Source organism: Streptomyces sp. NPDC048001, from assembly GCF_043203115.1.
Taxonomy (GTDB): domain Bacteria; phylum Actinomycetota; class Actinomycetes; order Streptomycetales; family Streptomycetaceae; genus Streptomyces; species Streptomyces sanyensis.
Genome location: NZ_JBIDBN010000007.1, coordinates 366,288 through 391,601 on the forward strand (window position 1 = coordinate 366,288; position 25,314 = coordinate 391,601).

21 protein-coding genes and 1 pseudogene are annotated in these 25,314 nt (G+C 74.8%); 13 read left to right on the plus strand and 9 right to left on the minus strand.

Annotation, left to right across the window (positions count from 1 at the left end; all coding sequences use genetic code 11):
• Positions 1 to 7: 7 nt before the first annotated feature.
• Positions 8 to 272: pseudogene (locus ACGF15_RS15660) on the minus strand (transposase); the annotation flags it as partial.
• Between the two features lie 220 nt (positions 273 to 492).
• Here ACGF15_RS15660 and ACGF15_RS15665 point away from each other — a divergent pair.
• Genes ACGF15_RS15665 through ACGF15_RS15675 form a run of 3 tightly spaced genes read left to right on the plus strand, consistent with a single transcriptional unit; the run spans position 493 to position 3,985 of the window.
• The gene (locus ACGF15_RS15665) at positions 493 to 1,014 is read left to right on the plus strand and encodes a hypothetical protein (RefSeq protein WP_362608830.1); all 522 of its coding nucleotides are present in this window, start codon (positions 493 to 495) and stop codon (positions 1,012 to 1,014) included.
• Positions 1,014 to 3,317, plus strand: a complete 2,304-nt coding sequence (locus ACGF15_RS15670) for a hypothetical protein (RefSeq protein WP_392799369.1) — start codon at positions 1,014 to 1,016, stop codon at positions 3,315 to 3,317. The genes ACGF15_RS15665 and ACGF15_RS15670 overlap by 1 nt, the downstream gene beginning before the upstream one ends.
• Positions 3,318 to 3,319: 2 nt before the next feature.
• Entirely contained in the window at positions 3,320 to 3,985 is a 666-nt protein-coding gene (locus ACGF15_RS15675) for a hypothetical protein (protein ID WP_362608834.1), read from the plus strand.
• A 61-nt stretch (positions 3,986 to 4,046) separates the two neighbouring features.
• On the opposite strand, the gene ACGF15_RS15680 is transcribed toward ACGF15_RS15675, so the two are convergent.
• Positions 4,047 to 5,360 carry an MFS transporter gene (locus ACGF15_RS15680; protein WP_392799373.1) on the minus strand — a complete coding sequence of 438 codons (1,314 nt, stop codon included), beginning with the start codon at positions 5,358 to 5,360 and terminating at the stop codon, positions 4,047 to 4,049.
• Positions 5,361 to 5,494: 134 nt separating this feature from the next.
• Between ACGF15_RS15680 and ACGF15_RS15685 the strand changes: the two genes are divergently transcribed.
• Together ACGF15_RS15685 and ACGF15_RS15690 are read left to right on the plus strand one after the other, a co-directional pair.
• Positions 5,495 to 6,709 carry an ROK family protein gene (locus ACGF15_RS15685; RefSeq protein WP_345614759.1) on the plus strand — a complete coding sequence of 405 codons (1,215 nt, stop codon included), beginning with the start codon at positions 5,495 to 5,497 and terminating at the stop codon, positions 6,707 to 6,709.
• Between the two features lie 112 nt (positions 6,710 to 6,821).
• Positions 6,822 to 7,673: a YhjD/YihY/BrkB family envelope integrity protein gene (locus ACGF15_RS15690; protein WP_376427838.1), complete on the plus strand. Its 852-nt coding sequence runs from the start codon at positions 6,822 to 6,824 to the stop codon at positions 7,671 to 7,673.
• A 202-nt stretch (positions 7,674 to 7,875) separates the two neighbouring features.
• On the opposite strand, the gene ACGF15_RS15695 is transcribed toward ACGF15_RS15690, so the two are convergent.
• Both ACGF15_RS15695 and ACGF15_RS15700 read right to left on the minus strand, forming a co-directional pair.
• Positions 7,876 to 8,400: an ATP-binding protein gene (locus ACGF15_RS15695; protein WP_345614758.1), complete on the minus strand. Its 525-nt coding sequence runs from the start codon at positions 8,398 to 8,400 to the stop codon at positions 7,876 to 7,878.
• 188 nt (positions 8,401 to 8,588) lie between these two features.
• The gene (locus ACGF15_RS15700; protein WP_345614757.1) at positions 8,589 to 8,942 is read right to left on the minus strand and encodes a hypothetical protein; all 354 of its coding nucleotides are present in this window, start codon (positions 8,940 to 8,942) and stop codon (positions 8,589 to 8,591) included.
• Positions 8,943 to 9,137: 195 nt separating this feature from the next.
• Here ACGF15_RS15700 and ACGF15_RS15705 point away from each other — a divergent pair, with 195 nt between their 5' ends.
• Positions 9,138 to 10,340: a PLP-dependent cysteine synthase family protein gene (locus tag ACGF15_RS15705; RefSeq protein ID WP_362608841.1), complete on the plus strand. Its 1,203-nt coding sequence runs from the start codon at positions 9,138 to 9,140 to the stop codon at positions 10,338 to 10,340.
• Positions 10,341 to 10,378: 38 nt separating this feature from the next.
• On the opposite strand, the gene ACGF15_RS15710 is transcribed toward ACGF15_RS15705, so the two are convergent.
• Both ACGF15_RS15710 and ACGF15_RS15715 read right to left on the minus strand, forming a co-directional pair.
• The gene (locus ACGF15_RS15710; protein ID WP_345614755.1) at positions 10,379 to 10,837 is read right to left on the minus strand and encodes an SRPBCC family protein; all 459 of its coding nucleotides are present in this window, start codon (positions 10,835 to 10,837) and stop codon (positions 10,379 to 10,381) included.
• Between the two features lie 4 nt (positions 10,838 to 10,841).
• On the minus strand, positions 10,842 to 11,678 hold the full coding sequence (locus ACGF15_RS15715; protein WP_362608865.1) for a DeoR/GlpR family DNA-binding transcription regulator: 837 nt from the start codon (positions 11,676 to 11,678) through the stop codon (positions 10,842 to 10,844).
• A 289-nt stretch (positions 11,679 to 11,967) separates the two neighbouring features.
• Between ACGF15_RS15715 and ACGF15_RS15720 the strand changes: the two genes are divergently transcribed.
• Entirely contained in the window at positions 11,968 to 14,364 is a 2,397-nt protein-coding gene (locus tag ACGF15_RS15720) for a hypothetical protein (protein WP_392799380.1), read from the plus strand.
• On the opposite strand, the gene ACGF15_RS15725 is transcribed toward ACGF15_RS15720, so the two are convergent.
• Positions 14,334 to 16,781 carry a right-handed parallel beta-helix repeat-containing protein gene (locus ACGF15_RS15725; RefSeq protein WP_392799383.1) on the minus strand — a complete coding sequence of 816 codons (2,448 nt, stop codon included), beginning with the start codon at positions 16,779 to 16,781 and terminating at the stop codon, positions 14,334 to 14,336. The genes ACGF15_RS15720 and ACGF15_RS15725 overlap by 31 nt on opposite strands.
• Positions 16,782 to 17,228: 447 nt before the next feature.
• Positions 17,229 to 17,675 (minus strand): DUF6643 family protein, encoded by a 447-nt coding sequence (locus ACGF15_RS15730; protein WP_256524930.1) that lies wholly within the window; start codon positions 17,673 to 17,675, stop codon positions 17,229 to 17,231.
• Positions 17,676 to 17,926: 251 nt separating this feature from the next.
• Here ACGF15_RS15730 and ACGF15_RS15735 point away from each other — a divergent pair, with 251 nt between their 5' ends.
• Positions 17,927 to 19,177 carry a TerD family protein gene (locus tag ACGF15_RS15735; protein WP_392799386.1) on the plus strand — a complete coding sequence of 417 codons (1,251 nt, stop codon included), beginning with the start codon at positions 17,927 to 17,929 and terminating at the stop codon, positions 19,175 to 19,177.
• 37 nt (positions 19,178 to 19,214) lie between these two features.
• Here the strand turns inward: ACGF15_RS15735 and ACGF15_RS15740 are convergent, their stop codons facing one another.
• A complete protein-coding gene (locus ACGF15_RS15740; RefSeq protein WP_392799389.1) occupies positions 19,215 to 20,450 on the minus strand; it encodes a glycosyltransferase in 1,236 nt (411 codons plus the stop codon).
• Between ACGF15_RS15740 and ACGF15_RS15745 the strand changes: the two genes are divergently transcribed.
• From ACGF15_RS15745 to ACGF15_RS15765, 5 genes are all read left to right on the plus strand, one after another.
• On the plus strand, positions 20,449 to 21,291 hold the full coding sequence (locus tag ACGF15_RS15745) for an aspartate/glutamate racemase family protein (protein ID WP_345615937.1): 843 nt from the start codon (positions 20,449 to 20,451) through the stop codon (positions 21,289 to 21,291). The two genes, ACGF15_RS15740 and ACGF15_RS15745, sit on opposite strands and share 2 nt — an antisense overlap.
• Positions 21,292 to 21,438: 147 nt before the next feature.
• Complete coding sequence (locus tag ACGF15_RS15750) at positions 21,439 to 22,002, plus strand: hypothetical protein (protein ID WP_345615936.1); 564 nt, start codon at positions 21,439 to 21,441, stop codon at positions 22,000 to 22,002.
• Between the two features lie 183 nt (positions 22,003 to 22,185).
• Positions 22,186 to 23,799, plus strand: a complete 1,614-nt coding sequence (gene lnt / locus ACGF15_RS15755) for an apolipoprotein N-acyltransferase (RefSeq protein ID WP_392799393.1) — start codon at positions 22,186 to 22,188, stop codon at positions 23,797 to 23,799.
• 115 nt (positions 23,800 to 23,914) lie between these two features.
• Entirely contained in the window at positions 23,915 to 24,397 is a 483-nt protein-coding gene (locus ACGF15_RS15760) for an NUDIX domain-containing protein (protein ID WP_345615934.1), read from the plus strand.
• Positions 24,398 to 24,452: 55 nt separating this feature from the next.
• A complete protein-coding gene (locus ACGF15_RS15765; protein WP_362608854.1) occupies positions 24,453 to 25,256 on the plus strand; it encodes a 3-hydroxybutyrate dehydrogenase in 804 nt (267 codons plus the stop codon).
• The last annotated feature ends 58 nt before the right edge of the window (positions 25,257 to 25,314 follow it).

The window sequence follows — 25,314 nt, forward strand, 5'->3', positions numbered from 1 at the left end:
TCGCCGCTTCGGCGATGTAGGCCTGCAGGTCATCGCGGATGTTGTCGGGGTTCCAACGGACGCAGGAGAGCAGGTGCTGCAGACCGTCGGGAGTGGAGTGGCTGGCGTGTTCGGCGAGCTGCCAGCTGTTCTGGCGGGCTATCCGGGGCGAGCAGCGCGCGCACGTAATCCCGCATGCGGCGACGAGGTTCGACGCGGCCGAAACGGTGCCCGATGGTGGTGAAGAGGTGGTCCAGGTCGCGGTCCCAGGTCTCGGCCTGTTCGGTGATCACGACCCGAGGCTTCCCCGGCCCGGGCGACATCGTCACCGCGGGCACTCCTTCGAGGGGCGGGCGGGTGGAAGCCGTCCGTGACAGCACTCCGCCCGCCACACCCACCCGCTCGTTTCCCCAGGTCAGGCCGCGAACTGCTGTTGGAGTACTAGGGTGACGGGTGGTGTTGCTACCGCATCGGCGGTTGGGCGATCCGGCGGTTCGAAGGGGAGGAGCCGGCATGGCATGGGACGAATGGGGCCAACTCAAGGCGGAGGCCGTCGGAGCCTCCTCGCCCCGGACGCAGCTGAACCGCGTACCGGACGAACCGGACGGCAAGACGCTGTCCACCAACCGTCAGGGCGACCTCAAGGTCGTCAACGAGCACCTCGCCAAGATCGGCGACCACGCCTTCGGGCTCTACAACCGGCTGTGGCGCGAGGCCCGGGTCGCCGCGGCCGCCACCGACTCCGCCGCCTCCGACCTCTCCGGCCAGGGCTTCGACCTGGGCGGCGCGCTCGGCCGCGTCTCCGTCAGGTGGGAGTCCGCGCTGGCGGACCTCATGGACGCCTGCGCGCACATCTCGAACCACATGGACTACACGAAGAACGCCCACGCCGGCGACGAGATCTTCATCGAACGGCGCATGAGCGGCATCGCGACGCTCGACGCCGGCTTCGACGAGCGGGCGTCCGAACCCGGCAAGCCGAACGAGGTGTACGGCGAGAAAGACGGCAAGGGCGGCAAGAAGGACGGCGAGTGATGGACTTCGACACCCTGCTGCACGCGAAGTTCGGCACGCTCGACGCGGCGCTGACCGACTGGAACACCCTCGTCACCAACCTGGAGAAGCTGGAGAAGGACGCGACCGAGGGCCTGAAGGGCGCCGCCGGCAAGGCGGACTGGCAGGGCGTGAACTCGCAGGTCGGGCGGAAGTTCATCGACAAGACGGCAGGAGAGTTCGCCGACGCGCACACCCAGGCCACCTCCATCCGCAACATCCTTCGCGACACTCTCGGCGAGCTGAAGAAGGCCAAGAACGACCTGGACGGAGCCATCGCCACGGCCCGGCTCCAGCTGGTCTCCGTCGTCCCCTCCGGGAAGAGCTTCATCGCCAAGGCCATGGACGGCGACGTCGGCAAGGAGGTCGAGCAGAGGACCGTCGACGGCGTCCGTGACCGGATCGACCGGATCATCGCCGCCGCCGCCGAGAGCGACAGCTCTGCAGCCAAGGTCCTGCGCGCCCTCGTCGACCAGACGGACAAGGGCTTCGGCGACGCCGCGTACGCCGACCGCGACCAGGCCGCCGACGCCATGAGGACCGCCGAGAACCTCGCGGCCCTGGCGAAGAGGGACCCGGGCAAGCTGACGGCGGCCGAGTTCGACACGCTGCTCGCCGGCCTCACCAAATATCACGGCGACGACCTCTTCTCCTCCACCTTCGCCCACCGGCTCGGCGCCCAGGGCACCCTCGACTTCTGGGCCGGCCTCAACGACGCGAACAGCCGGGACCAGCCGGCCGACGGCAAGCGCCTCGACCAGTACAAGGACCTCCAGAAGCACCTGAGCCTGACCCTCGCCAACGCCACGCAGAGCGCGAGCCCCGACATGGCGCGCTGGGAGTTCGAGATGCTCCGGGCCGTGGAGAAGCCGATCGGCCCCGGCACCGGCGTCTTGGGCTACGTCGTGATGAGCAACCTCATGCGCGCCGGCGACTACGAGGACGACTTCCTCGAGAGCTACGGCCGCAACATGCTCGCCAGGGAGCAAGAGGGCGTACGTGACGGGCGCCGGCCCGAGCAGATCTGGGGCTACCACGGCGGCGGCCTCTGGCCCCACCTGAACTCCACCGGCACCGACTTCGGCTTCGATCCGATGACCGGCTACATGAAGGCCCTCTCCAACAGCCCGGACGCCGCGACCGCGTTCTTCAACGCCGAGTTCATCGGCAAGGACACCGAGAACAACCCCTTCAAGCGCGACACGGACGGCGATGGCCTGAAGGGTCACATCGGTCTCTCCAACTTCCAGTACCTCTTCGAGGAACGGAACTGGATGCCGGACCAGGACTCCGAGGGCGAGGACAGCATCGCCGGCAAGAACTACCTCGCCGCAGCCCTGGAGGCGGCCACCACCGGTCATCCGGCTGGCGAACTCCCTACCCCCGCGACCGCCGCCCACACCGAGGACCAGGCCAAGCTCTACAGCGAGATCGTCAAGTCCGTCTCGGAGGTCCCCTCCCGCCTCACCGACAACGGCTTCATGTCGGACAGCCTCGGCCAGATCTCGGCGGAGTACATGGCGGACATCCATCGGGGGCTGCGCCCTGCCGACAAGAACGAGGACCTGCTCTACCCGGTACAGGGGGCGGCTGCCAAGCTCGGCGAACAGGACCTCACCCGCTTCATGTACGTGGTCGGGCAGAACCCCGAGGGGTACGCGGCACTCACCGTGGGTCAGCATGCCTACACAGCATCGGCGATGGAGTACCACTTCGCTCATCCTGAGGCTTTCGTGAGGGATTCCCGTTACTCGCCCACCCAGAACATGGAGATTGCCATCCTGGACATCGCCCGGAACGCGGGTGAGATCCAGGGAACGCTGGGCGCGGGCAGGGCATACGCGGCCGAACTGGACGCGGGCAACAAGGACGCCGAGTTCAACGACGCCATCACGAAGGCGGGTGAACTCGGCGAGTCCCTCGTGGGCATCGGCGTCGGCGCCGCCACGGCGTCGGCCGTCGGCCCGGGCGCGGTCGTCGCGGGCGGCGTGGCGGAAACGGTGGCGGGCGAGATCATCGGCAGCCTCACCGAGGGGCTGATGCGCGACAGCTCGGACGAGGTCATCTACCGCAACGGCGAGGAGATCCAGGCGACCCGCGACTCCACCTTCCGCCTCGTGGAGAAGGCCGCACAGGCGGCCGGCGACCAGGCTGGGACGCCCTCGCCGCACATCGTGGCCCTGGTCGGCCGCGAAGCCGAGATCGGGTTCGGCGGCGCGCAGGACAGGATCAGGGACTTCGTCGACGGCGTGGGTGTGCCGAAGGCACTGGAGAAGGACCAGTGATCATGAAGCTGACGAGGAAGCGGGCCATCATCGCGCTCTCGGTGTGCCTTGCGCTGGTCGCCGCCTGGGCGGGCATCAGTTACGCCACCAACACTCCGCCCTTCAAGAAGCCGAAGGGGACCGTCGAGGTGGCCGAACTCTGTCCGTCTTTCGGGAACTCGCCGGAGGTGGCGGGAATTCTGAACCGGCTTCTGCCCTACGCGACCAGTTACCGGATCTCCCGGGAAGGGGGCACCCCCCGCAGCCCGAGCCCCACCGACCTCCACCACCTGTCTGGCTGCACCATCAGTGGTGACGGCCGGCGCCTGCTTCTCGTGCGCACGGAGATGGGCGGCTGGAGCAATGAGAAGAGCTGGCGGGACGAGGTGCTCGGCAACACCAACGGGCGGCGGCCGACGCCCTTCGACGCCGGACGCTGGGCCTTCTCCACAACCCCGGAGATCCTCCGGGTCGGAGCGGTCTTCTCCGCCTGTGTCCCCTACGGTGACTCCGGCCTCAGCACCTACGTCCAGCTCCGCGCCCCCGCCCCCGCCGATCGTCTCGACGACCTCCGCCGCCTCGCCGAGATCGCCGCGGAGCGGGCCCACGAGGCGGCCCACTGCACCCTCCCCGCGGACGCCCCGCAGCAGCAGGACACGGCAGGGCAGCAGGACACGGCAGGGCGGTAGGACGTGAGGAGGGGAGGGCCCGACCGGCGGTCGGGCCCTCCTGGGGTGTCTCAGCAGCTGGCTAGGGCCCCGTCGCCCCCGGCGCGCCCGCGGCGACAGAGGCGGCGCCGCTCCGCCGTGTCGCGCCCTCCGGTGCCCGCGGGGCGGGTGGCGCCGACGCGTTCCGCGTGGCGTAGGCCAGCACCGCCGCGCCGGCGGCCAGGGCCGCCACCGTGGTCAGGGCCGTCGGCAGCGTCGACCACTCCGCCAGGAAGCCGATCGCGGGCGGCCCGACGAGCATGCCGCCGTACCCCAGGGTGGACGCCGTCGCCACGCCGCCGGGTCCCGCCAGCTCCCCGGCCCGGCCGACCGCCACCGGGAAGATGTTGGCCAGTCCCAGCCCGGCCGCCGCGAAGCCCGCCAGGGCGAGCCAGGCGTTCGGGGCGAGTGCCCCGAGGAGCATGCCCGCCGCGGCTGCGGCGCCCCCCGCGACCAGGGTGCGGGTCTGCCCCCACCGCTCCAGCAGGCGGGCCCCGGTCAGCCGGCCCGCCGTCATGGCCAGCGCGAACAACGCGTACGCCGCCGCGGCCACACCGGGCGGTGCGTGCAGGTCCTGCTGCAGGTGCAGGGCGCTCCAGTCGGCCATGGCGCCTTCCCCGTAGGCGGTGCACAGGGCGATCAGGCCCAGCAGGAGCACGGGCACACGCGTGCGGTTCCCGGTCGTGCGGTTCCCGGCCGCGGGCGCGGTGCTGCGGACGGTGTCCGCGGGTCGGGCCGGTGCCGAGGGGGCGCGGAGCAGCGCGGGGCCCGCCGCCGCGGTGGCGGCCAGCCCGAGCAGGCCGAGGGCCGGCAGGTGCACGGACGGCGGAACGCTTCCGGCGGCGAGCCCGCCGAGTCCGGCGCCGAGCATGCCCCCGAGGCTGAAGGCGGCGTGGAAGCTCGGCATGACCGGGCGCCGCAGCGCGGCCACGAGGTCCACGGCCACGCTGTTCATGGCCACGTTGATGCCGCCGTACCCCGCGCCGAAGACGAGGAGCACCAGCCCCAGTGCCGTGGCCGAGTGGGCCAGCGGCGGCAGCGCCATGCTCAGCGACAGCACGGCGGCGCAGGCCACGGTCACGGCGGGGGATCCGTACCGCCTGCACAGGCGGCCGGTGAGGGCCATGGTGGCGACGGCACCCGCGGAGACGCCCAGGAGCGCCATCCCGAGGTCGCTCGCCGAGGCGCCGGTCTGCTCCTTGATCGCGGGGATGCGGACGACCCAGCCGGCGAAGAGCAGGCCGTCGAGGGCGAAGAACACGGTCAGGGCGGTACGGACGCGGGACAGGGGGCTGCGGGCGCTGGTGGTGCCCGCCCCTTCCGGATCGGCCGGGGTTGGTTTGTTTAGTAGCGGCACAAAAGAAGGGTAGAGGGTCGGCCCCGTCCCGCACAACGCGGCGGCCCCCTCCGGGACGGGGAGACCGCCGCCGGCCCGTCCGGCGTCGGGGATCAACGGCGGGCGCCCCGCAGGACCATGGGAGACTCGCCCCTATGAACGGCAAGGCGACGACGACCCGGACGCGACTGGACAGGGGCCGCAGCGCTCTCGGTCCGGCCCTCGAACTGGTTCACACCGGTAGGGCGCCCACGCGCGCCGTGCTCACCGCCGAACTGGGCGTCACCCGGGCGACCGCGGGTGCCGTCGCCGCCGAGCTCGAAGCGCTCGGCCTCATCCGCGTCGACTCCCGCCCCGGCGCGGCCGCCGGTTCGCAGGGCAGGCCCTCGCACCGGCTCGCCGTCGACGAGAGCGGCCCCGTGGTGCTGGCCGCCCAGATCCACGCGGACGGCTTCCGCGCCTCGCTCATCGGCCTCGGAGGCCGGACCGTTGCCACGGCACCCGGCTGCACGACCGTCCAGGCCGACCCCGCGCAGGTGCTCGGGGAGGTCGTCGCCGCCGGTGCGCAACTCCTGCGCGAGACGGGGCGGCGCTGCGTGGGAGCCGGACTCGCCGTCCCCTCCGCCGTCGCGGAACCCGAGGGCACCGCGCTGAACCCGCTGCATCTGGCCTGGCAGCCCGGAGCGCCCGTGCGCGGCATCTTCGCCGAGCAGGTCGCCGAGGCGGGGATCGCCGGCCCCGCGTTCACCGGCAACGACGTCAACCTCGCCGCGCTCGCCGAGCACCGCCACGGGGCGGGCCGCGGGGCGCAGCACCTGCTCTGCGTCGCCACCGGGCACCGCGGTGTCGGCGGGGCGCTGGTCCTGGACGGACGGCTCCACAGCGGCAGCGCCGGCCTGGCCCTGGAGGTCGGCCACCTCACCGTGAACCCCGAGGGGCGGCCCTGCCACTGCGGCAGCCGCGGCTGCCTGGACGTCGAGGCCGACCCGCTGGCCTTCCTGACCGCGGCCGGGCGCGACCCGGGCCCGGAGGTCTCCCTGCTCCAGCAGTCCCGGGACATGCTCCGCGGCGAGTTCGGGGAGCCGGCCGTCCGCTCCGCGGCCGAGCGGCTCATCGACCGCCTCGGCCTCGGACTCGCGGGCCTGGTCAACATCCTCAACCCGGACCGCATCATCCTCGGAGGCCTCCACCGGGAGCTGCTCCAGGCCGACCCCGACCGGCTGCGCGCCGTGGTCGCCGACCGCAGCCTGTGGGGCCGCAGCGGCGGTGTGCCCATCCTGCCGTGCACCCTGGACCACAACAGCCTGGTGGGCGCCGCCGAGCTGGCCTGGCAGCCCATCCTGGACGACCCCCTGACGGTTCTCGTCTGACCCCGCCGCGGGCCCGCGGCGGGGTGGCCGACCGCACCCGAACGGCCCCCCGGCCACCCGTCCGGCGCAGCGCCGGCGGGGGACGGGCCCGGCTCCGGGTAGTCGACGCCATATGACCGACACGCCCTCCCGGCCGCGCGGCCCGCGCCGCTTCGACGAGGTGCGCCGCAGGGTGGCCGAGTCGCCGGTCGGTCTCGCGTGGAACCGCGGGCGCTCCATGGAGCTGATGCACCGTGCCATGGGGTTCGCGGCCCTCGGCTTCCTCACCCTGGTGCCCCTGCTCGTCGTCGTGGCGGCGGCCGACCCGGTCAGCGCCGAGGGCTTCGCCCGGTGGCTCGGTCAGGCGCTCGGGGTCTCGGCCGCCTCCCAGCAGGAGGTCGAGCAGCTCTTCGGCGTGCCGGGCCAGGCACTCCAGCGCACCACGGCCTTCGGGCTCGCCGCCCTCGCCGTCTTCGGCCTGACCTTCGGTTCCGCCGTGCAGACCGGGTACGAGAAGGTGTGGGACCTGCCGACAGCCCGATGGCACACGATGTGGCGCCATGTGGTGTGGCTCGCCATGCTCGTGCTGTTCCTGCTGGTGTTCACCAATATCCCCGTCGAGCAGGAGTCCGGGCTGGTCGCCCTTGCCGGTGCGCTGGGGGACCTCGCCGGGACCTTCCTGTTCTTCTGGGCCTCGCAGCGGGTGCTGGTGTGCGGCAGGGTGCGGTGGCGCGCCCTGGTGCCCGGTGCGGTGGCCACCACGCTCGGCATGCTGGGACTGAGGGTCTTCTCCCAGCTGGTGTTCTCACCGCTGATCGCGACCAACACCGTGACCTACGGGCCGTTCGGCACCGTCCTCGTCGTGCAGTCCTGGCTGGTCGGCGCCGGTTTCGTCGTCTACGGCGGTGCACTGGTCGGCCGGATCGCGCACGAGGAGCGCACCCGGCGGCGGGTGGAGCGGCTGCTGCGGGAGGACTCCCTCTGACGGCGGGCGGCGCAGGGGCCGGACGTGCGCGGCGGTGCCGGGCGCACCCCGTGCACCGGCGCACCGCCCGGCGCCCCGGGCGCGCCGCCGCCCCGCGGGCGCACAGGGCCGCACCTGCGCCCCGCCGACGAGCCGCCCGGCGCCGCACCGGGCGGCACCGTCAGCCCGCCACGGTCAGCCCGCCACGGTCAGCCCGCCACGGTCAGCCCGCCACCGCCGAACGGGGCTTCGCCGAGGAGTCGATCACGATCCGCGGTGAGTCGGTGAACGGCCCCGTCGTGGTCGCGCCGTACACGGTCGACGCGGGATACGCCCGCAGCGTGCCCGCGGGCGACGAGGCGGGGAGCGTGAACCAGACGACCTTGCCCGCCTCCCCCCGAGGACGCACGCCCCAGCTCTCGCTGACGGCGGCGATCAGCGCGAGCCCGCGCCCGTGGGTCGCCGAGGCGTCGGCCTCGCACACCGTGGGCAGCCGCGGGTCGCGGTCGTGGACGGATACCGTGAGGCGGTCGAGCAGCAGCTCCACGTCCACGGTGCACGTCTTGTCCGGCCGGGCGTGCCGGTGGACGTTGGTGAGCAACTCGGTGACACCCAGCGCTGCCTGGTCGATCAGGGGATCGAGATGCCAGTAGCGCAGCTGCGCCGAGATGATTCTGCGGACCTGACAGATCCGCGACGGCAGGGCCTGGAGCTCCACCGTGCAGTGCCTGCTGGGCTGGCTGATCACGGCTGCGACTCCCCGAAATGAGGTCCGGAAGAAGACGAGTCAAGCGGTGTCCGGCAGACGGTGCCCGCCGGACGAGCCCGGCGGAGCGGATGGATCTCCGTGTGACCGCCGGGGAACCCTGAGTGATGTGGGACCAGAGTGAACCACCACCCGGGGCACCGCAACTCGCGCCCGCGCCGCGCCCGTTCTCAGCCCGCCGCGCCGTCGCCCGCGGCAGCCTCCTCGCCCGCGCCGGAAGCACCGCGCACGGCCTCCAGGAAGCGCCCGGCCAGCCCCTTGGCGTCCGGCCTGCCCCCCCGCTGCCCCATGGTGAGCCGGTACCGCCTGCCGTTGACGGTGGCCACTGTGCTGTCCTCGCCGGCGAACCACGGCCGCCCCGCGGTCACGGCCCGCACCGGCGCGCTGTCGATGACCCGTCCGTAGCTCGTCATCAGGGCCAGCCGGCCGTCCTTGATCCTCACCTGCCCGGCCCGGGTCAGGGACCGGGGCCAGCGCTCGATCCGCACGCCCGTGGCACTGAAGTCCGACTCCGTCGCCGCCATGGCTCCGCCCCCTTCTCGATGGCTCCTACCGGAAGTCTGCACACTCGCCCCGCCGTGCACCAGTAGCCGGCGCCAGGACCGGCCACAAGGCAGGCCTATGGAACCCCAAAGTGAACGTTTATGCAGGTGAGGGGCTTACTGTGGAGGCAGGCGCCGGACGGGACGGCGGCACGGAGAGAACGGCGGGCGGTACCGATGAGGACGAGTGGGGAAGCCGTGGGCCCCGGGGCCGGGAGCGAGGAGGAGGGCGGCGGACGCGCGCCGTCCGCCGTCCGGGTGAGGCCGCGGACGGAGGTCCCGCAGGCCACGGCGGACGTCGACCGCAGCGACTCCGCCTACCGCGCATGGCTGAAAGACGCCGTTCGCAAGGTCCAGGCGGACGCCAACCGGTCCGCCGACACGCATCTCCTGCTCTTCCCGCTGCCCGAGGAGTGGGGGATCGACCTCTACCTCAAGGACGAGTCCACGCACCCCACCGGCAGCCTCAAGCACCGCCTGGCTCGCTCGCTGTTCCTCTACGGCCTGTGCAACGGGTGGATCCGCCCCGGCAAGCCGGTCATCGAGGCGTCCAGCGGCTCCACGGCCGTCTCCGAGGCGTACTTCGCGAAGCTGATCGGCGTCCCCTTCGTCGCCGTGATGCCGCGCACCACGAGCCCGGAGAAGATCCGGCTGATCGAGTTCCACGGCGGACGCTGCCACTTCGTCGACGACCCGCGGACCATGTACGAGGAGTCCGCCACGCTCGCCGAACGCACCGGCGGCCACTACATGGACCAGTTCACCTACGCCGAGCGGGCGACCGACTGGCGCGGCAACAACAACATCGCCGAGTCCGTCTACCAGCAGCTGCGACGGGAGCGCTACCCCGAACCCGCGTGGATCGTCGCGACCGCCGGGACGGGCGGCACCTCGGCCACCATCGCCCGGTACGTGCACTACATGCAGCACGACACCCGCATCTGCGTGCCCGACCCGGAGAACTCCTGCTTCTTCGACGGCTGGACGCACGCCGACCCGGACGCGAGCAGCGACTGCGGATCCCGCATCGAGGGGATCGGGCGCCCCCGGATGGAGCCCAGCTTCGTCCCCGGGGCCATCGACCGGATGATGAAGGTGCCGGACGCCGCGTCGGTCGCCGCGGTACGGGCGCTGGAGCGGGCCATCGGCCGCAAGGCGGGCGGCTCCACGGGGACCGGGCTGTGGAGCGCGTTCCGGATCGTCGCGGAGATGGTCGAGCGGGGCGAGCGGGGCAGCGTCGTCACCCTGATCTGCGACGGGGGGGAGCGCTACCTGGACAAGTACTACTCGGACGCGTGGCTGGCGGAGCAGGGCCTGGACATCGGCCCCTACAGCGCCGCGATCGACGGGTTCCTCAGGACCGCCCGCCTGGGCGCCTGACCGCCCGGGGGCACCGGGGGCGCGGGGCCCCCGGCGCCTCACTCCGGCGCCGGCCGCCGCGGCGAGGCCAGCAGCCGGTCGAGCGCCCGCCCGAAGACCGCCCTGCCCGCGTGCGCGACCAGCGGGTCCAGCAGCCCGGGCACGCCCCTGACCCGCAGTCCCTCGACCCAGAGCACCACCGAACCGCTCCAGGTCGGGTGCACCTCGATCGACGCCCACCCCGTCACCACCCGCCCCCGCTTCTCCAGGCGGCACACCCCGGCGCGGCCGGGGGACGGCGGGCTCCAGCGCACGATCTCCATCGGGTCGTCGAACCCCAGGCGGCCCCCGAGCCCGGTGCGCGCCACCACGGTGCTGCCCTCGCCCACCGGCAGCGGGCCCCGCACCGACACCGAGGTCGCCGGGACCCCGGCGCCGTGCGCCTCCCAGTCGGTGACCCGCCGCCAGCACTCCGGGGCGGGCAGGGCCGTCGTGCGCCCGATACGGAACACGGCCATCGTCTCAGTCCCGTCCGCCGCCGCCGGTCTCCCCGGCCACCACCAGGCCCGGAAGATGCTCGGCGATCTCGGAGCGGGCCCCGGCGGGCAGCCCGGAGTCGGTCACCAGGGTGTCCACCTCCTCCAGGCCGGCGAAGGAACTCAACCCCACCGTGCCCCACTTGGTGTGGTCGGCGACCACCACCACGCGCCGGGCCGCCTCCAGCAGCCGCCGGTTGGTCTCCGCCTCCGCCAGGTTGGGCGTCGTGAGCCCCGCCTCCACGGAGACGCCGTGCACACCGACGAAGACCACGTCGACGTGGAGGGAGCGGATGGCGTGGTCGGCCACCGGTCCCACCAGCGCGTCGGAGGGCGTGCGGATCCCCCCGGTGAGCACCGCGGGGGCCGGGCCGGGCCGCCCCTCGGCCGCGGCCGCCTGCCGGGCCGTGTGGAACACGTCCGCCACACGCAGCGAGTTGGTCACCACCGTCAGGTCGGGCACCTCCAGCAGGTGACGGGCCAGAGCGCAGGTCGTGGTGCCGCCGGACAGGGCCACGGCGCTCCCCGGCGCGGCGAGCCGGGCCGCCGCACGTCCGATCTCCTCCTTGGCGGTCGGCTCCAGCGAGGACTTCACCTCGAACCCGGGCTCGTGGCCGCTCGCCTCGACGACCGGGACCGCCCCGCCGTGCACCTTCGCCACCATCCCCAGCCGCGCCAGCACGTCCAGATCCCGCCGCACGGTCATGTCGGACACGTTGAGCCTGCGGGTGAGCTCGTTGACCCGTACCCCGCCACGGCGGCGGACCTCGTCGAGGATGAGCGCGCGCCGCTGCTCCGCGAGCAGATTCCGGTTGTCCGCCACCGCCCGGCCGGCCCCTTCCCGTGTCGACACCGTGCCCAGCCGCACCGCGTCCGCTGACAGGGTCCCCATCCTCCCACGCTGCCCCGGCCGAGGTCTGGACCAGATCCGGTGCGGATCCGGCCGGATCCGGTGCGCGGCCACCCCGCCATCGGCGATCCTGGTCACGCAACGCCGCCCCGCGGTCACCCGCCGCACACCGGACGGGTCGCCGTGCGCCCCGCACCGCCCGGCGGGCCCGTCCCCGCACCGCACCGAACGCCCGCCCGCCCACGGAGGGAGTGAGTCACCGGTGACCCCTGCGAACCCGGCACCGCGCGGTGAGGGACCCGCGCTCGAACTGCTCGTCCACGGAGTCGGCGGCGCCACCGCCCAGGGGGTCCTCGGGGACCCCCGTACGGTGCGCATCACCGGCGACGGGAAGGCCGCCGTCTTCCGGCGCACCGAGGACGCGCAGGCCGAACTCCACCCCGAGCGCTACGCCGGCCGGCCCGTCCCCGAGGCCTACTGCTGGTCCAACCTGACCTCGGGGAACGGGGCCCGCGCGCTGTGGCTGCTGCTCCTGCCCTTCATGGTGGCCAACCTGGCGCACTGGATGCGGCCCGGGGCGGTCGGCAGCCGGCGCACCACCCGCGTCTACGGAGCGCTGGTCCGCCTCGTCGCCCTCAGCCTCACCGTGCTGCTGACCGCGGCCGCCTGCGAGGTCGCCCTCGACCTGGTGGCCTGGCAGTGCGCGGGCACCCACGCCTGCGGCGGCGCACGCGGCCGGCCGGAGTTCCTGGCTCCCGCCCACGGGGGCTGGTGGTCCCAGCCGGGCAGGCGCCTGGCCCTCGCGGCCGCCGTCCCGACCGCCCTGGTGGCCCTGCTGTGGTACCTCTCCAACCGGACATGGAGCGCCTACGAGTCCCAGCGCCCGCCGGCCGGCCCCCGTGCCGCCGCGGACGGCGGTGCCGACACGGACGGCGGGGAGGATGACGGCGACGGCGACGAGGGCGAGGGCGAGGGCCCGCACCGGCCGGCGCTCGGCCGCACGGGCTTCTGGTACGGCCGCCGGCTCGTCGCCCGGCTGCGCGCCGCGCACACCGCGGCGGGCCTGCTCACCGTGGCGGCGGCCGTCACCGGGGCCGCGGCCCGCCACGACCGCGCCGCGGGCGCCACGGCACCCGCGGTGTACGGGGCGGTCCTGGAGGCCGCCCTGGCGCTCGCCGGGTGCGCCGTGCTCTACGTCGTCCTGCGGCGCGGCCGCAGCGAACGCCGCCTCGACGCCCGCCTCGACCGCGCCGCGGTGCGCCTGCTCCCCGGCGCGGCCGCCCTGCTGCTCGCCGCGGGCCTCGGCTACGCCTGCTGGTCCCGTCCCGGCTGGGTCTCCGCCGGCAGCCTGCCGGGAGAGGAGTCCTTCCGCGTGATCGTCCTCGCCCAGGGGGCCCTGGTGGTGGCCCTCGCCGCCACCGCCCGCCGCCTCCACCGCAGGGCCCGGCATCCGCGGGCCGTGCTGGGCGGCCTCGGCGGGCCGGCCGTCGCGATGCTGGCCTGCGCACTCGGCGGCGTCATGACCGGGGGCGTCGCCCAGCGCGTCGCCGACTGGCTCGGCGGGCCCGGCGTCATCCCCGGCCCGCCGGTCCTGCTGAGCTGGCAGGCCTCGGTCATCCCCGCCCTCCTCGCGGTCCTGCTCGTCCCCGCGCTCTGGCTCGCCCTGCGGACCTGGCGCACCGCCCGCCGCCTCGCCCCTGCCGTCGAACGGGAGTACGGCGCCGCCCGCCCCGACGCCGCCCGCTCCCGGCGGATCGCCGGCACCCGGGCGCGGGCGCGGCTCACCGACGCGGCCCCCGTGATCGTGGGCGTGGTCTCCGCGACCACCCTGCTGCTCGGTGCCGCCGCGGTCGTCGGGGCCTGGAGGAGCGGCCGCCCTCCCGCCCGGACCCTGGCCGACTCCGGCCCGCTGCTCGCGACGGCCGCCGAGGCGGCCCAGGCGCTCGGCTCCTGGCTGGTCGGCCTGGGCTTCGTCCTCTTCGTCGCCATGGGGCGCCGCGCCTACCGGGACGCCTCCGCCCGCCGTACCGTCGGCATCCTGTGGGACGTGGGCACCTTCTGGCCGCGCGCCGCCCATCCCTTCGCCCCGCCCTGCTACGCGGAGCGCGCCGTTCCCGACCTCACCTGGAGGATGTGCACCTGGACGGACCGCACCGGGGGACGGCTCGTGATCTCCGGCCACTCGCAGGGCAGTGTGCTGGCCGCCGCCGCGGTGTGGCAGCTGCCGTCCGCGGCGCGCCGCCGGGTGGCGCTGCTGACCTACGGCTCCCCGCTGGAGCGGCTCTACGGGCGCTGGTTCCCCGCCTACTTCGGACCGGCCGCGCTCGCCGGGCTCCACGAGGAACTCGACTGCTGGCGGAACCTGTGGCGGCCCACCGACCCCATCGGCGGGCCGGTGATGCTCCCCGCGCAGGGCCGCGGTCGCGAGGTCGACCGGCCGGCCCTCGCCGACCCGCTGGTCTACGGGCGCTGCGACCGCTACCCGCTGCCCGAGCCGATCCTCGGGCACTCCGACTACCGGGCGGACCCCGCGTTCGCCGAGGAGCGCGCCCGGCTCCTCGCCCGCCTCGCACCGCCCCTGCCCCGGCAGGGCCCCGCCTCCGGCGGCACCAGGGCGGACGGCGGGGCTCAGGGCAGTTCGGGCAGGTCCTCCGGGTAGAGCAGGGTCAGCTCCTCGGTGCCCGCCTCCGGCAGCGCCGCCACCCGCACCGCGTGCCGCTCGACCATCGACTCGAAGGTCTGGCGGGCCGTGCGGCCGTTGCCGAAGGCGGGCCCCTTCGGCAGCGCGGTGAAGTACCTCAGCAAGGACTCCGCGGCCCCCGGCGCGAGCCGGTACTCGTGCTCCTCGGCCTGCTGCTCCACGATCCGCAGCAGTTCTCCGGGCCGGTAGTCGCGGAAGGTGATGGTCCGTGAGAACCGGGAGGCGACACCCGGGTTGACGGTCAGGAACCGCTCCATCTCCGCGGTGTACCCGGCCACGATCACCACCACCGCCTCCCGGTGGTCCTCCATCAGCTTCACCAGGGTGTCGATGGCCTCCTTGCCGAAGTCCCGGCCGGAGTCCTCGGGGGAGAGGGCGTACGCCTCGTCGATGAACAGCACCCCGCCGCGGGCCCGTTCGAACGCCTCCTGGGTACGGATGGCGGTCGAGCCGATGTGCTCGCCCACCAGGTCGACCCGGGAGACCTCGACGAGATGGCCGCGCTCCAGCACGCCCAGGGAGGCCAGGATCTCCCCGTACAGCCGCGCCACGGTGGTCTTGCCGGTGCCGGGCGACCCGGTGAACACCAGGTGGCGGCGGACGGAGGCCGCCTTGAGTCCGGCCTCGACGCGGCGCCGCCCCACCTCGATCATGTTGGTGAGGGTGCGGACCTCCCGCTTGACGCTGTCGAGGCCGACCAGGGCGTCGAGTTCGCCGAGCACCTCGTCGGCGCCGCGCGCGTCCGGGGCGGGGGAGGGAGCGTCCGGCGCCCCGGGGCCCGCGGCCCGCGGCGGTACCGGGGACTGCGCCGGGCTCTGCACGGGCACGGCCGACAGCAGACCCACCGTCGCGGGCGCGGACGGCGGGGGAGCCGCCGTGCGCTCGGCGCCCGCCGTGCGCACCGTCCCGCTCTCGTCGCTGGTGCACTCCTCGGCGACCGGACCGTCGTTCTCCCCGAACTCGTAGCCGCCGCGCGCGCAGCGCTCGGTGCGGCACCGGGACAGCAGGGTGCGGCAGCCGTCCATCACATGGAAGCCGTAGCCCCCGCTGCCCGACACCGTGCAGCCGCGGAAGGTGCCGCGCCCCTGGGCGGAGACGTAGAAGCCGGCCTCGGCGGGGGAGGTGACGGTGCACCGCTCGATCAGCGGATCGGCCCCCTTGGTCACGATGACACCGGTCTGCGCCCCGTCCACGGTGCAGCCGCTGAGGGTGCCGCCGCTGCCGTGGTCGCGGAACCAGGCGCCGGTCGAGACCTCGCGGACCCGGCAGTCGTCCAGTTGGGCGGTCGCCCCGTCGCTCACCGACACGGCCGTGTTGCGCACCTGGGAGATGTCGCTGTCCACGACGTCGGCCCGGGAGCCGCGGTCGAGCACGAACAGGGCGTCCGGCACGTCGTGCACCCGGCAGGAGTCCAGCACGGCGGTCGCGCCGTCGCTGACCCAGACCGCCGGGTAGTCGCCGGTGCTGTCGTGGATCTCGCACCGGTTGGCGTCCACCCGGGTGCCCGGGTCCCACACCGACAGCCCGTTGCGGCCGAACCGGCGCACCGAGGACCGCGTGAGCGTCAGCACCGCGCGGGAACGGAGGTCGATCCCGTTCTCCGGGACGTCGTGGATGTCGCAGTCCGACAGGGTCAGCACGGCGTCGGTGTCCAGGGTGACCCCGTCGGAGGAGGTGCGGTGCACCGAGGAGTCGGTCAGGTGCGCCGTCGCCCGTGAGGAGATCTGCACGCCCGCGCCCTTGATCTCGTAGACCTCGCAGCCGAGGGCCTCCAGGCCGCTGCCCTCACCGGTGACCGACAGCCCCGCCCCCGAGGCGTGGTGGACCCGGCACCGCTCCAGCCGGGGGCGCGCCCCGCCGCGCACGGACACCCCGGACTGGCCCGCCGACACCACCTCGCACTCCTCGAACACCCCGCCGGCGCCGTCCAGCACGGCGATGCCGACCCCCGCCGGGTTGTCGACGCTCACGCGGCGCACCGTGGGGCGGGCGGCGCCGCGCACCTCCAGCCCGGCGGCGGACCGGGTCACGATCCGCAGCCCCGTCAGCTCCGGGGCGCCGTCCTCCACCAGGAGCGCCGGAGCGGCCGCGTCCTGGCCCTCCACATGGAGGTCCTGCACCGTCGCCGACGCCCGCACCACGAGCGCCACCCCGTCGGCGGGCGCGATGCGCACCGAACCGGCCGCCCCGTCGGCTCCCCGCAGGGTGACCGCGCGTCCGAGCACGAGGTTCTCGCGGTAGGTGCCGGGGGCCACGCTGAGGACGTCGCCGTCCCCGGCGGCCTCCAGGGCGGCGGCGAGAGAGGGGTACTCGCCCGTGCGGCGCCGCCACCGCGATGTGCCGGTGTGCGTCACCTGGACCGTGCCCTGTGCCATCGTGCTGCTCTGCCCCCACCTCGTGGTCCGTGTCGTGCACCGGGGCGCGCCGACGGGGGCGCCCTCCGCGCCCGTCAGAAGAGGGCGTCGCACCACCGTAGCGCGCGGAGCGGGCCGGAGTTGACGGGATGTGGCAGGCCGGTCCGGTGCGCCCGGTGCCGGGGAGGACGGAGAGGGCGGGGCAGCACGCAGCACGTGCGGAAATCCGGCCGGAGCCTCCGGCCGGGCGAGGGGAGCAGCGGTCCGGGCGGACCGCGCGGCGGCGGCGCGCCGGTGCCCCCGCGCCGGGGCACCTGGCGACCGCTGCCGACAGGGCGTCACCGCCGTGCGCCGCCCCCCGCACGGCGGACGGCGCGCCGCCGCCGCACGCCGGCGCGCGGCCGTGTACGACCTCGTACCGCGGCGGACCGGCGCTGCCGAGCACCGGTCCGGGCCGCGGGTGCGGGCTCAGTACCCCCGGCCCGGATACGGGCGGTGGTACTGGTCCTCGTACGGGGCGGGCGCCGGGCGGGCGGCCGGGCGCATGGACTCGTAGCCGCCGACCGCGGGCCGGGGCGGCTGCTGGCCCTGGTACTGCGGCGCCGGGTAGCCGCGCGGCGGGGCCGGCTGCTGGGGGATGTAGGGCGCGGGGGCCTGCTGGAGCGGTACCGGCTGCGGCATCTGCTGCGGGTACCCGTAGGCGGGGGCGGACGGGGAGGGCGCCGCCGGGAGGGCGGGCAGGGCCGAGGGGAGCGCCGGCAGGTGGCTGCTGCCGGTGTCGTAGGCGGAGGGCACTCGGATCGGGGCGATCTGAGGCGTGCCCCGCTCCGCGACCAGGGAGTCGTAGATCGGGGTGTCGGGGAACGACGGCGCGGAGTAGTAACCGCCGCCATAGGTGGCGCGGGGGGAGGTCATGGCACATAAGTTAAGCCCACGATGTGCCGGTTGGGGAGCCCGATAAGTGGGTTGTTTCGGCAGCTCTGAGTGACCGTGGATCCCCAATGTGAGCGAACTGGAGAAAATCGGTCGCTGCGGCATGGTGTGATCGTGTAAAGGACAAGCGTAGAGAGGGTTACCGATGGGTCGGGGCCGAGGAGGGGGACGTATGCACCGTACGTCGACGACAACGGAGCTTCCGGGCGCGCCGCGTCGGGACGGGGGCCGCCGTGCAGCTCGTTAAGGGAGGCAACACCCCGCTCCGGGCGCGGCGGATCCGTGTGGAGACCGGATGGCGCGCCGGGCCCGGAGTGCCGGACATCGACGCCTCGGCCCTGCTGCTCGCGGACGGCCGGGTGCGCTCCGACGCCGACTTCGTCTTCTACAACCAGCCCGCGCACTCCTCCGGCGCCGTCCGCCACGACGGCAAGGGCTCCGGTGCGGGCGGCGCCGCGGACACCCTCACCGTCGACCTGGACCGCGTCGAGCCGGCGATCGAGCGGATCGTGCTCGCCGCCTCCGCCGACGGCGGCACCTTCGGCCAGGCCCCGGGACTCCACGTCCGGCTGCTCGACGCCGACTCCGGTGAGGAACTGGCGCGCTACGACAGCCAGGACGCCACGGTGGAGACCGCCTTCGTCCTCGGCGAGCTCTACCTCCGCCAGGGCGCCTGGAAGTTCCGCGCCGTCGGGCAGGGCTACGGCACCGGGCTGGAAGGGCTCGCCACGGACTTCGGCATCACGGTCGACGAGCCGCAGCAGGCACCGGCCCCCGCGGCGCAGCCCACCGCCCCCCAGGCCCCGCCCGCGCCCGCCGCGCCCGCGGCTCCCGCGCCCGCCGCGCCGGTCCGCCTCACCAAGGTCACCCTGACCAAGGAGGCCCCCGCGGTCTCCCTCGTCAAGCAGGGCGGTACCTCCGGCACCCTGCGCGTGAACCTCAGCTGGCAGGTCCGCAAGCAGTTCCAGGGCTGGGGCGCCAAACTGGGCAGGGCGATGGCCATGCACGGCGACCTCGACCTCGACCTGTGCGCCCTCTACGAACTGACCGACGGCCGCAAGGGCGTCGTCCAGGCGCTCGGCAATGCCTTCGGCTCCCTGCACCAGCCGCCCTACGTCCACCTCGACGGCGACGACCGCACCGGAGGCACCTCCGGGGAGAACCTGACGGTCAATCTGGACCACACCGCGGCCCTGCGCCGCATCCTCGTCTTCGTCACGATCTACGAAGGAGCCCGGAGCTTCGCCGACCTCGACGCGACCGTCACCCTCCAGCCGCAGCACGGCGCGCCGGTGGACTTCTCGCTCGGCGAGTGCACCGTCCCGTCCACGGTCTGCGCCCTCGCCCTCATCACCAACACCGGCTCCGACCTCGTCGTCCAGCGGGAGGCCAACTTCCTGGTGCCCGACCGCGGCGTCAGCCCGCAGCGCACCGTCGACCACGCCTACGGCTGGGGCATGAACTGGACGCCCGGCCGGAAGTGACCGCCGGGCGCACCCGGGGCCGCACCGGGCGGGCGGCTCACCGCCCGCCCGGTGCGGCCTCGGGGCGCGCATAGGTGCGCCCCTTCCAGGCCGCACCCCGGCCCCGGTGGTGCCGCACCGCCGAGTCCACCGTCATCAGCAGGTACAGCACGGCGGTGAACGGCAGCAGCGGCGCCCCCGCCACCGGAAGCCCGTAGTAGCGCAGCATCGGCGCGTACGTCCCCGACATCACCGTCCAGGCGAGGCCCCCGGCCGCTGCTGCCGCAGTGTCCCCGGTGCAGCACCCCGCGACGAGCGCGACCGGAGGGACGAGGTACACCAGCAGCAGCCCGGCCACCGTCCCCGCCAGGAGCACCGGGCTGTGCCGCAGCTGGGCGTAGGCGCTGCGGGCCACCATGTCCCACAGCCCGCCCAGACCCGGGTACGGGCGCACGCTGCGCACCCGGTCCGCGAGCCCCAGCCAGATCCTCCCGCCGCGGCCCCGCACGGCACGGGCCAGCGACACGTCGTCGATCACCGCCTGCCGGATCGCGGCGGGCACCCCGGCGGCGCGGGCCGTCGCCGCCCGGAGCAGCACACAGCCCCCGGCAGCCGCGGCGGTGCGCCCCGAGGCGCGGTTCACCCGCCGGAACGGGTACAGCTGCGCGAAGAAGTAGACGAAGGCGGGGACCACCAGGCGCTCCCAGCGGCCCTCGACCCTCAGCCGCGCCATCTGGGACACCAGGTCGAAGCCCCCGCCGGGGTCCGTGGCGGCGCCGCCGGGGCCGGCGGGCCCCGCACCCGGCCCCAGCGCCGCCTCGACCAGTCGGCGCAGGCTGTCCGGCTCGTGCGCGATGTCCGCGTCCGTCAGCAGCCAGAACTCCGGGTCGCCGGCCCCGGCGACCGCCATGCCGTGCCGCAGCGCCCACAGCTTGCCCGTCCAGCCGGGCTCCGGTTCGCCCGGGGATACCACCGTCAGGGCCAGTCCGCCGCACCGCTCGCCCAGGCGGCGTGCGAGAGCGGCCGTCCCGTCGCTGCTCCCGTCGTCGACGAGCACCACCTCCGCCCGGCCCGGATAGTTCTGGGCCAGCAGCGAGGGCAGGGACAGGGCGAGCACCTCCGCCTCGTCCCGGGCCGGCACCACGACCGCGACATCCGGCCACCGGTCCGGCTCCGCGGCCCCCTCCGGCCGCGGGGGCAGCCGCTGGTCCGTGCGCCAGAAGAAGCCCTGGAAGAGCAGCAGCCAGCACCAGGCGGCCAGGGACGCGGCGGCGGTCCACGCGAGGGCGGTCATGGGCCGCAGTCTGCCGCACGGCAGGGGCCCGGCCCGGGCGGTCGACTATGGTGACCGGGTGAAGATCGCGCTCATGGACTCCGGGATCGGGCTGCTCGCGGCGGCCGCCGCCGTGCGCCGGCTGCGGCCGGACGCCGATCTCCTGCTCTCCTCGGACCCCGACGGCATGCCCTGGGGTCCCCGGACGCCCCGAAGCCTCACCGAGCGGGCACTGCTCGTCGCCCGGGCGGTGGCCGCCAGGGGGCCCGACGCGCTGATCGTCGCCTGCAACACCGCCAGCGTGCACGCCCTGCCCGCGCTCCGCGCCGAGCTGGAGCCCGGCATCCCCGTCATCGGGACGGTGCCCGCCATCAAGCCGGCCGCCTCCGGCGGCGGGCCGGTCGCCATCTGGGCCACGCCCGCCACCACGGGGAGCCCGTACCAGCGAGGGCTGATCAGGGACTTCGCCCAGGGCGTCGAGGTGACCGAGGTGCCCTGCCCCGGGCTCGCCGACGCCGTGGAGAAGGCCGACGAGCAGGCCATCGACCGCGCCGTCGCCGCGGCGGCCGCGCTGACCCCGCCCCACCCGGCGGCGCTCGTCCTCGGGTGCACCCACTACGAGCTGGTCGCACGGCGGATCAGGGACGCCGTCGCGGGCACCGGCCCCGCGCCCGTGCTGTACGGCTCCGCGGAGGCCGTCGCCGCCCAGGCGCTGCGGCGCGGCGGCATCGAACCCGCGCCGGGCGCCGAGCCGAGCGGGCGGCTGTCGGTGCTGCTCAGCGGACGGGAGGCGGAACTCCCCGCCCCCGCGCTCGCCTACGCGGAGGGCCGACTGCTCGGTGCGGGGGCCGCCGTGTCCTAGGTGCGGCCCCGGCCCACCCGGCCCCGGCCCACCCGGATGCCGCCCGCCCCGTCCGGATGCCGCCCGCCGGGGCGCCCGCCTGGGACGACCACGCTGCGTCAGGCGTGGACCGTGCCCCGCCCCGCGTTCGTGGGTACCCTCCACAACATGAGGCACCACTTCCGCCGCACCGGTCCCGGGAGCACCCCGCTTCCCGAGGTCTGGACCGGACGTGCGAGCAACCGCATGCAGTGGGTCCTCGCCGCGGCGGGCGCGGCGTGCCTGGCCCTCGGAGTCAAGCTGGCCGTCGACGGCAACTGGACCACCGGTATCGCCGCCCTGCTCATGGCCGTGATCGGCTGCGTGGCCGCGGGCCTGATGATGCTCTACGGCACGCTGGCCTTCGTCCACGTGGACGTCACGGTGGACCGCGAGGCCCTGGACGTGCGCTGCGGCCACATCGGGCTGCCCCGCCGGCGTATCCCGCTGGACCAGGTGGTCGGTGCCGACTTCGAACCGAGGGTCACCCCGCACCAGTGGGGCGGCTGGGGCTTCCGCTGGCGCCCCGACAGGGGGACGGCCGTCGTGGTGCGCCGGGGCGAGGGCCTCGTCGTCACGCTCAGCGACGGCAAGACCTTCACCGTCACCGTGGACGACGCCGAGCTGGCGGTACGGGTCATCCGCGAGCGGATACGCGGCGGTATGAGCCCGGGGACCGTGCCCCGGTCCTGACACCCGCGCTCCCGCCCCCGCCCCGGTGGACCCGCTCCCTCCGCACCGCCCCGGAGCGGTGCTGCCCCGCCCCGGGAGGCACCCGGGCACCCCGGGCCCGCCGGGGGCCCTGCCGACCGCTCCCGGCCCTGCTCCCCGGACCGCCCTGCCGTGCGCACGCCCTTCCGCCGTAGACTCCGGCAGGTGACCACGACCATCGCTCCCGCCGACCCGTCCCGGCCCCCGAAGGCGGGCGGACGCCCGCTCGCAGGCCGGTTCGTCCCACCGGCGGCGGCGCTGCTCGCCGGGGCACTGCTCTTCCTGAGCTTCCCGCCCCGTCCGCTGTGGTGGCTGGCCGTCCCGGCGTTCGCCCTCCTCGGCTGGGTGCTGCGCGGGCGCCGGCTGCGGGCCGGACTGGGGCTCGGCCTGCTCGCCGGACTCGCCTTCATGCTGCCGCTCCTGCAGTGGACGGGAGAGGAGGTCGGCCCGGGACCGTGGCTGGCCCTGGCCGTCGCGGAAGCCGTGTTCGTCGCCGTCACCTGCACGGGCATCGCGGCGGTGTCGCGCCTGCCGGGGTGGCCGCTGTGGGCCGCGGCCGTGTGGATCGCGGGGGAGGCCCTGCGCGCACGGGTGCCCTTCGGGGGCTTCCCCTGGGGCAAGATCGCCTTCGGGCAGGCCGACGGCGTCTTCCTGCCTCTGGCCGCCCTCGGCGGCACGCCCGTCCTGGGGTTCGCCGTCGCCCTGTGCGGCTTCGGGCTGCTGGAGACCGTCCGCCAGGCCGCCCGCGCGCGGCGCGCGGGCGCGGCCGTGCACCGCCTCGGGGCCGTCGCCGCCCTGCTCGCCCTGCTGCTTCCGCCCGCGGCCGCGGCGGCCGCCCGCCCGCTGGTCGACGCCGCGGCCGAGGACGGCACCGCGACCGTGGCCGCGATCCAGGGGAACGTGCCCCGCCTCGGTCTCGACTTCAACGCCCAGCGCCGGGCGGTGCTGGACAACCACGCGCGGCGGACCGAGCAGCTCGCCGCCGACGTGGCGGCCGGCCGGGAGCCCCGGCCGGACTTCGTGCTCTGGCCCGAGAACTCCTCCGACCTCGACCCGTACCGCAACGCGGACGCCCGCCGGGTGATCGACGAGGCCGTGGCCGCGATCGGCGTCCCCACGGTGGTCGGCGCCGTGGTCACGCCGGAGACCGGACCGCTGCGCAACACCCTGATCGAGTGGCGGCCCGGGCAGGGCCCCGTCGACACCTACGAGAAGCGCATCGTGCAGCCGTTCGGCGAGTACATTCCGATGCGCTCCTTCGTCCGGCTGTTCAGCTCCGACGTCGACCGGGTGCGGCGCGACTTCGGGCCCGGCGACGAGGTCGGCGTCTTCGACCTCGCCGGGACCCGGGTGGGCCTGGTGACCTGCTACGAGGCGGCCTTCGACCGGGCCGCCCGGGACACCGTGACCCACGGCGCGCAGATGATCACCGTGCCGAGCAACAACGCCACCTTCGGGCGGAGCGAGATGACCTACCAGCAGCTCGCCATGTCGCGGGTGCGGGCCGTGGAGCACAGCCGGACGGTCGTGGTGCCGGTCACCAGCGGGGTCAGCGCGGTGATCATGCCCGACGGCCGGGTCGTCCAGCAGACGGAGCTGTTCACCCCGGACGCCCTGGTCGCCGAGGTGCCCCTGCGTTCCTCCCTCACCCCGGCGACCCGCGTGGGTGCGCTGCCCGAGGCCCTGGTGGTCCTGCTCGCCGCGGGCGCGCTCGGTGCGGTGGCGGTCGGCGCCCTGCGGGAGCGCGGCCGCCGGTCCGCCGGGGCGGACGCCCGCTGACGGGCCGCTCCCGCTCCCGTCAGGCCGTACCGGGCCCGGGGCAGGCAACGGCCTGCTCCCGGGGAGCCGCCTTCCCGGGCGGCCCCCGGCCCCGCCCGGGGCTAAGGTCCCTTCCATGGGCACCCCCGACTTCATCCGAGAGATCCGGGCCACCGCGGGCCACCAGCTGCTCTACCTGCCCGGAGTGAGCGCCGTCGTCTTCGACGACCGCGGGCGGGTGCTGCTCGGGCGGCGGGCCGACAACGGCCGGTGGTCGGTCATCGGCGGGATCTGCGAGCCGGGGGAGGAGCCCGCCGCCACGGCCGAGCGCGAGGTCATGGAGGAGACGGCGGTGCGGTGCGTGGCCGACCGGGTGGTCCTCGTGCAGGCCCTGCCGCGGCCGGTCACCTATCCCAACGGCGACCGCTGCCAGTACATGGACATCACCCTGCGGTGCCGCGCCGTGGGCGGCCGGGCACGTGTCAACGACGAGGAGTCCCTGGAGGTGGGGTGGTTCCCCGTGGACGCTCTGCCCGAGCTCCAGGAGTACGCCCTCTTCCGGATCAAGCACGCCCTGACCGAGGGACCGGCATGGTTCCAACCCACTGATTCCGGCTGAACTGTGGGCCCTGGCCCTATGGGGCCGCCGCTGATTGCTCCCTAGCGTGCGAGGCATGAGCGCGCCCACACCACCAGGCCCCCACGACCTCTCCGTCTCCCTCGACCTCGGCGGGCGGACGGCCCTGGTCACGGGTGCCGCAGGCGGCATCGGCCGCGCCTGCGCACTCCGCCTCGCCGCCGCGGGGGCCGAGGTCCGGGCCCTGGACCGGGACGCCGACGGCCTCGCCGCCCTGGCCCGCCGGGCGGAGGGGCTCCGCGGCACCGTGGAGACCCGCACCCTCGACCTCACCGACCTCGACGCCGCCGAGTCCGCGGCGGCCGGTACGGACGTCCTGGTCAACAACGCGGGCCTGCAACTCGTCCGCCCCATCCAGGAGTTCCCGCCGGAGGCGTTCCACACCGTCCTCACGGTGATGCTGGAGGCCCCGTTCCGGCTGATCCGCGGCGCCCTGCCGCACATGTACGCGCGCGGCTGGGGCCGCATCGTCAACATCTCCTCCGTCCACGGCATCCGCGCCTCGGCCTACAAGTCCGCCTATGTGGCCGCCAAACACGGCCTGGAGGGGCTGTCCAAGACCGCCGCCCTCGAAGGGGCGCCCCACGGGGTGACCTCGGTCTGTGTGAACCCCGGCTATGTGCGCACGCCCCTGGTGGAGCGGCAGCTCGCCGACCAGGCCGCGGCTCACGGACTGCCCGAGGACCGGGTGCTGAGCGAGGTCATGCTGCGGGAGGCGGCGATCAGACGGCTCGCCGAACCGGAGGAGGTCGCCGAGGCCGTGGCCTACCTGTGCAGCCCGCACGCCTCCTTCATCACCGGCACCTCGGTGGCACTCGACGGCGGCTGGACGGCGCACTGAACCGCCGCTGTCGCTGCCGCTGCCGCCGCGGCCGTGCCCCGGGCCGGGGACCGGGAGC

What these genes read in the sequence shown, in the direction of transcription:
- ACGF15_RS15750 (WP_345615936.1), top strand. Translation starts at nt 21,439, where the DNA reads ATGAGGCACCACTTCCGCCGCACCGGTCCCGGGAGCACCCCGCTTCCC.
- ACGF15_RS15690 (WP_376427838.1), top strand. Translation starts at nt 6,822, where the DNA reads ATGACCGACACGCCCTCCCGGCCGCGCGGCCCGCGCCGCTTCGACGAG.
- ACGF15_RS15730 (WP_256524930.1), bottom strand. Translation starts at nt 17,675, where the DNA reads ATGACCTCCCCCCGCGCCACCTATGGCGGCGGTTACTACTCCGCGCCG.
- ACGF15_RS15675 (WP_362608834.1), top strand. Translation starts at nt 3,320, where the DNA reads ATGAAGCTGACGAGGAAGCGGGCCATCATCGCGCTCTCGGTGTGCCTT.
- ACGF15_RS15710 (WP_345614755.1), bottom strand. Translation starts at nt 10,837, where the DNA reads ATGGCCGTGTTCCGTATCGGGCGCACGACGGCCCTGCCCGCCCCGGAG.
- ACGF15_RS15705 (WP_362608841.1), top strand. Translation starts at nt 9,138, where the DNA reads ATGAGGACGAGTGGGGAAGCCGTGGGCCCCGGGGCCGGGAGCGAGGAG.
- ACGF15_RS15700 (WP_345614757.1), bottom strand. Translation starts at nt 8,942, where the DNA reads ATGGCGGCGACGGAGTCGGACTTCAGTGCCACGGGCGTGCGGATCGAG.
- ACGF15_RS15665 (WP_362608830.1), top strand. Translation starts at nt 493, where the DNA reads ATGGCATGGGACGAATGGGGCCAACTCAAGGCGGAGGCCGTCGGAGCC.
- ACGF15_RS15685 (WP_345614759.1), top strand. Translation starts at nt 5,495, where the DNA reads ATGAACGGCAAGGCGACGACGACCCGGACGCGACTGGACAGGGGCCGC.
- ACGF15_RS15725 (WP_392799383.1), bottom strand. Translation starts at nt 16,781, where the DNA reads ATGGCACAGGGCACGGTCCAGGTGACGCACACCGGCACATCGCGGTGG.
- ACGF15_RS15740 (WP_392799389.1), bottom strand. Translation starts at nt 20,450, where the DNA reads ATGACCGCCCTCGCGTGGACCGCCGCCGCGTCCCTGGCCGCCTGGTGC.
- ACGF15_RS15765 (WP_362608854.1), top strand. Translation starts at nt 24,453, where the DNA reads ATGAGCGCGCCCACACCACCAGGCCCCCACGACCTCTCCGTCTCCCTC.
- ACGF15_RS15760 (WP_345615934.1), top strand. Translation starts at nt 23,915, where the DNA reads ATGGGCACCCCCGACTTCATCCGAGAGATCCGGGCCACCGCGGGCCAC.
- ACGF15_RS15670 (WP_392799369.1), top strand. Translation starts at nt 1,014, where the DNA reads ATGGACTTCGACACCCTGCTGCACGCGAAGTTCGGCACGCTCGACGCG.
- ACGF15_RS15745 (WP_345615937.1), top strand. Translation starts at nt 20,449, where the DNA reads ATGGGCCGCAGTCTGCCGCACGGCAGGGGCCCGGCCCGGGCGGTCGAC.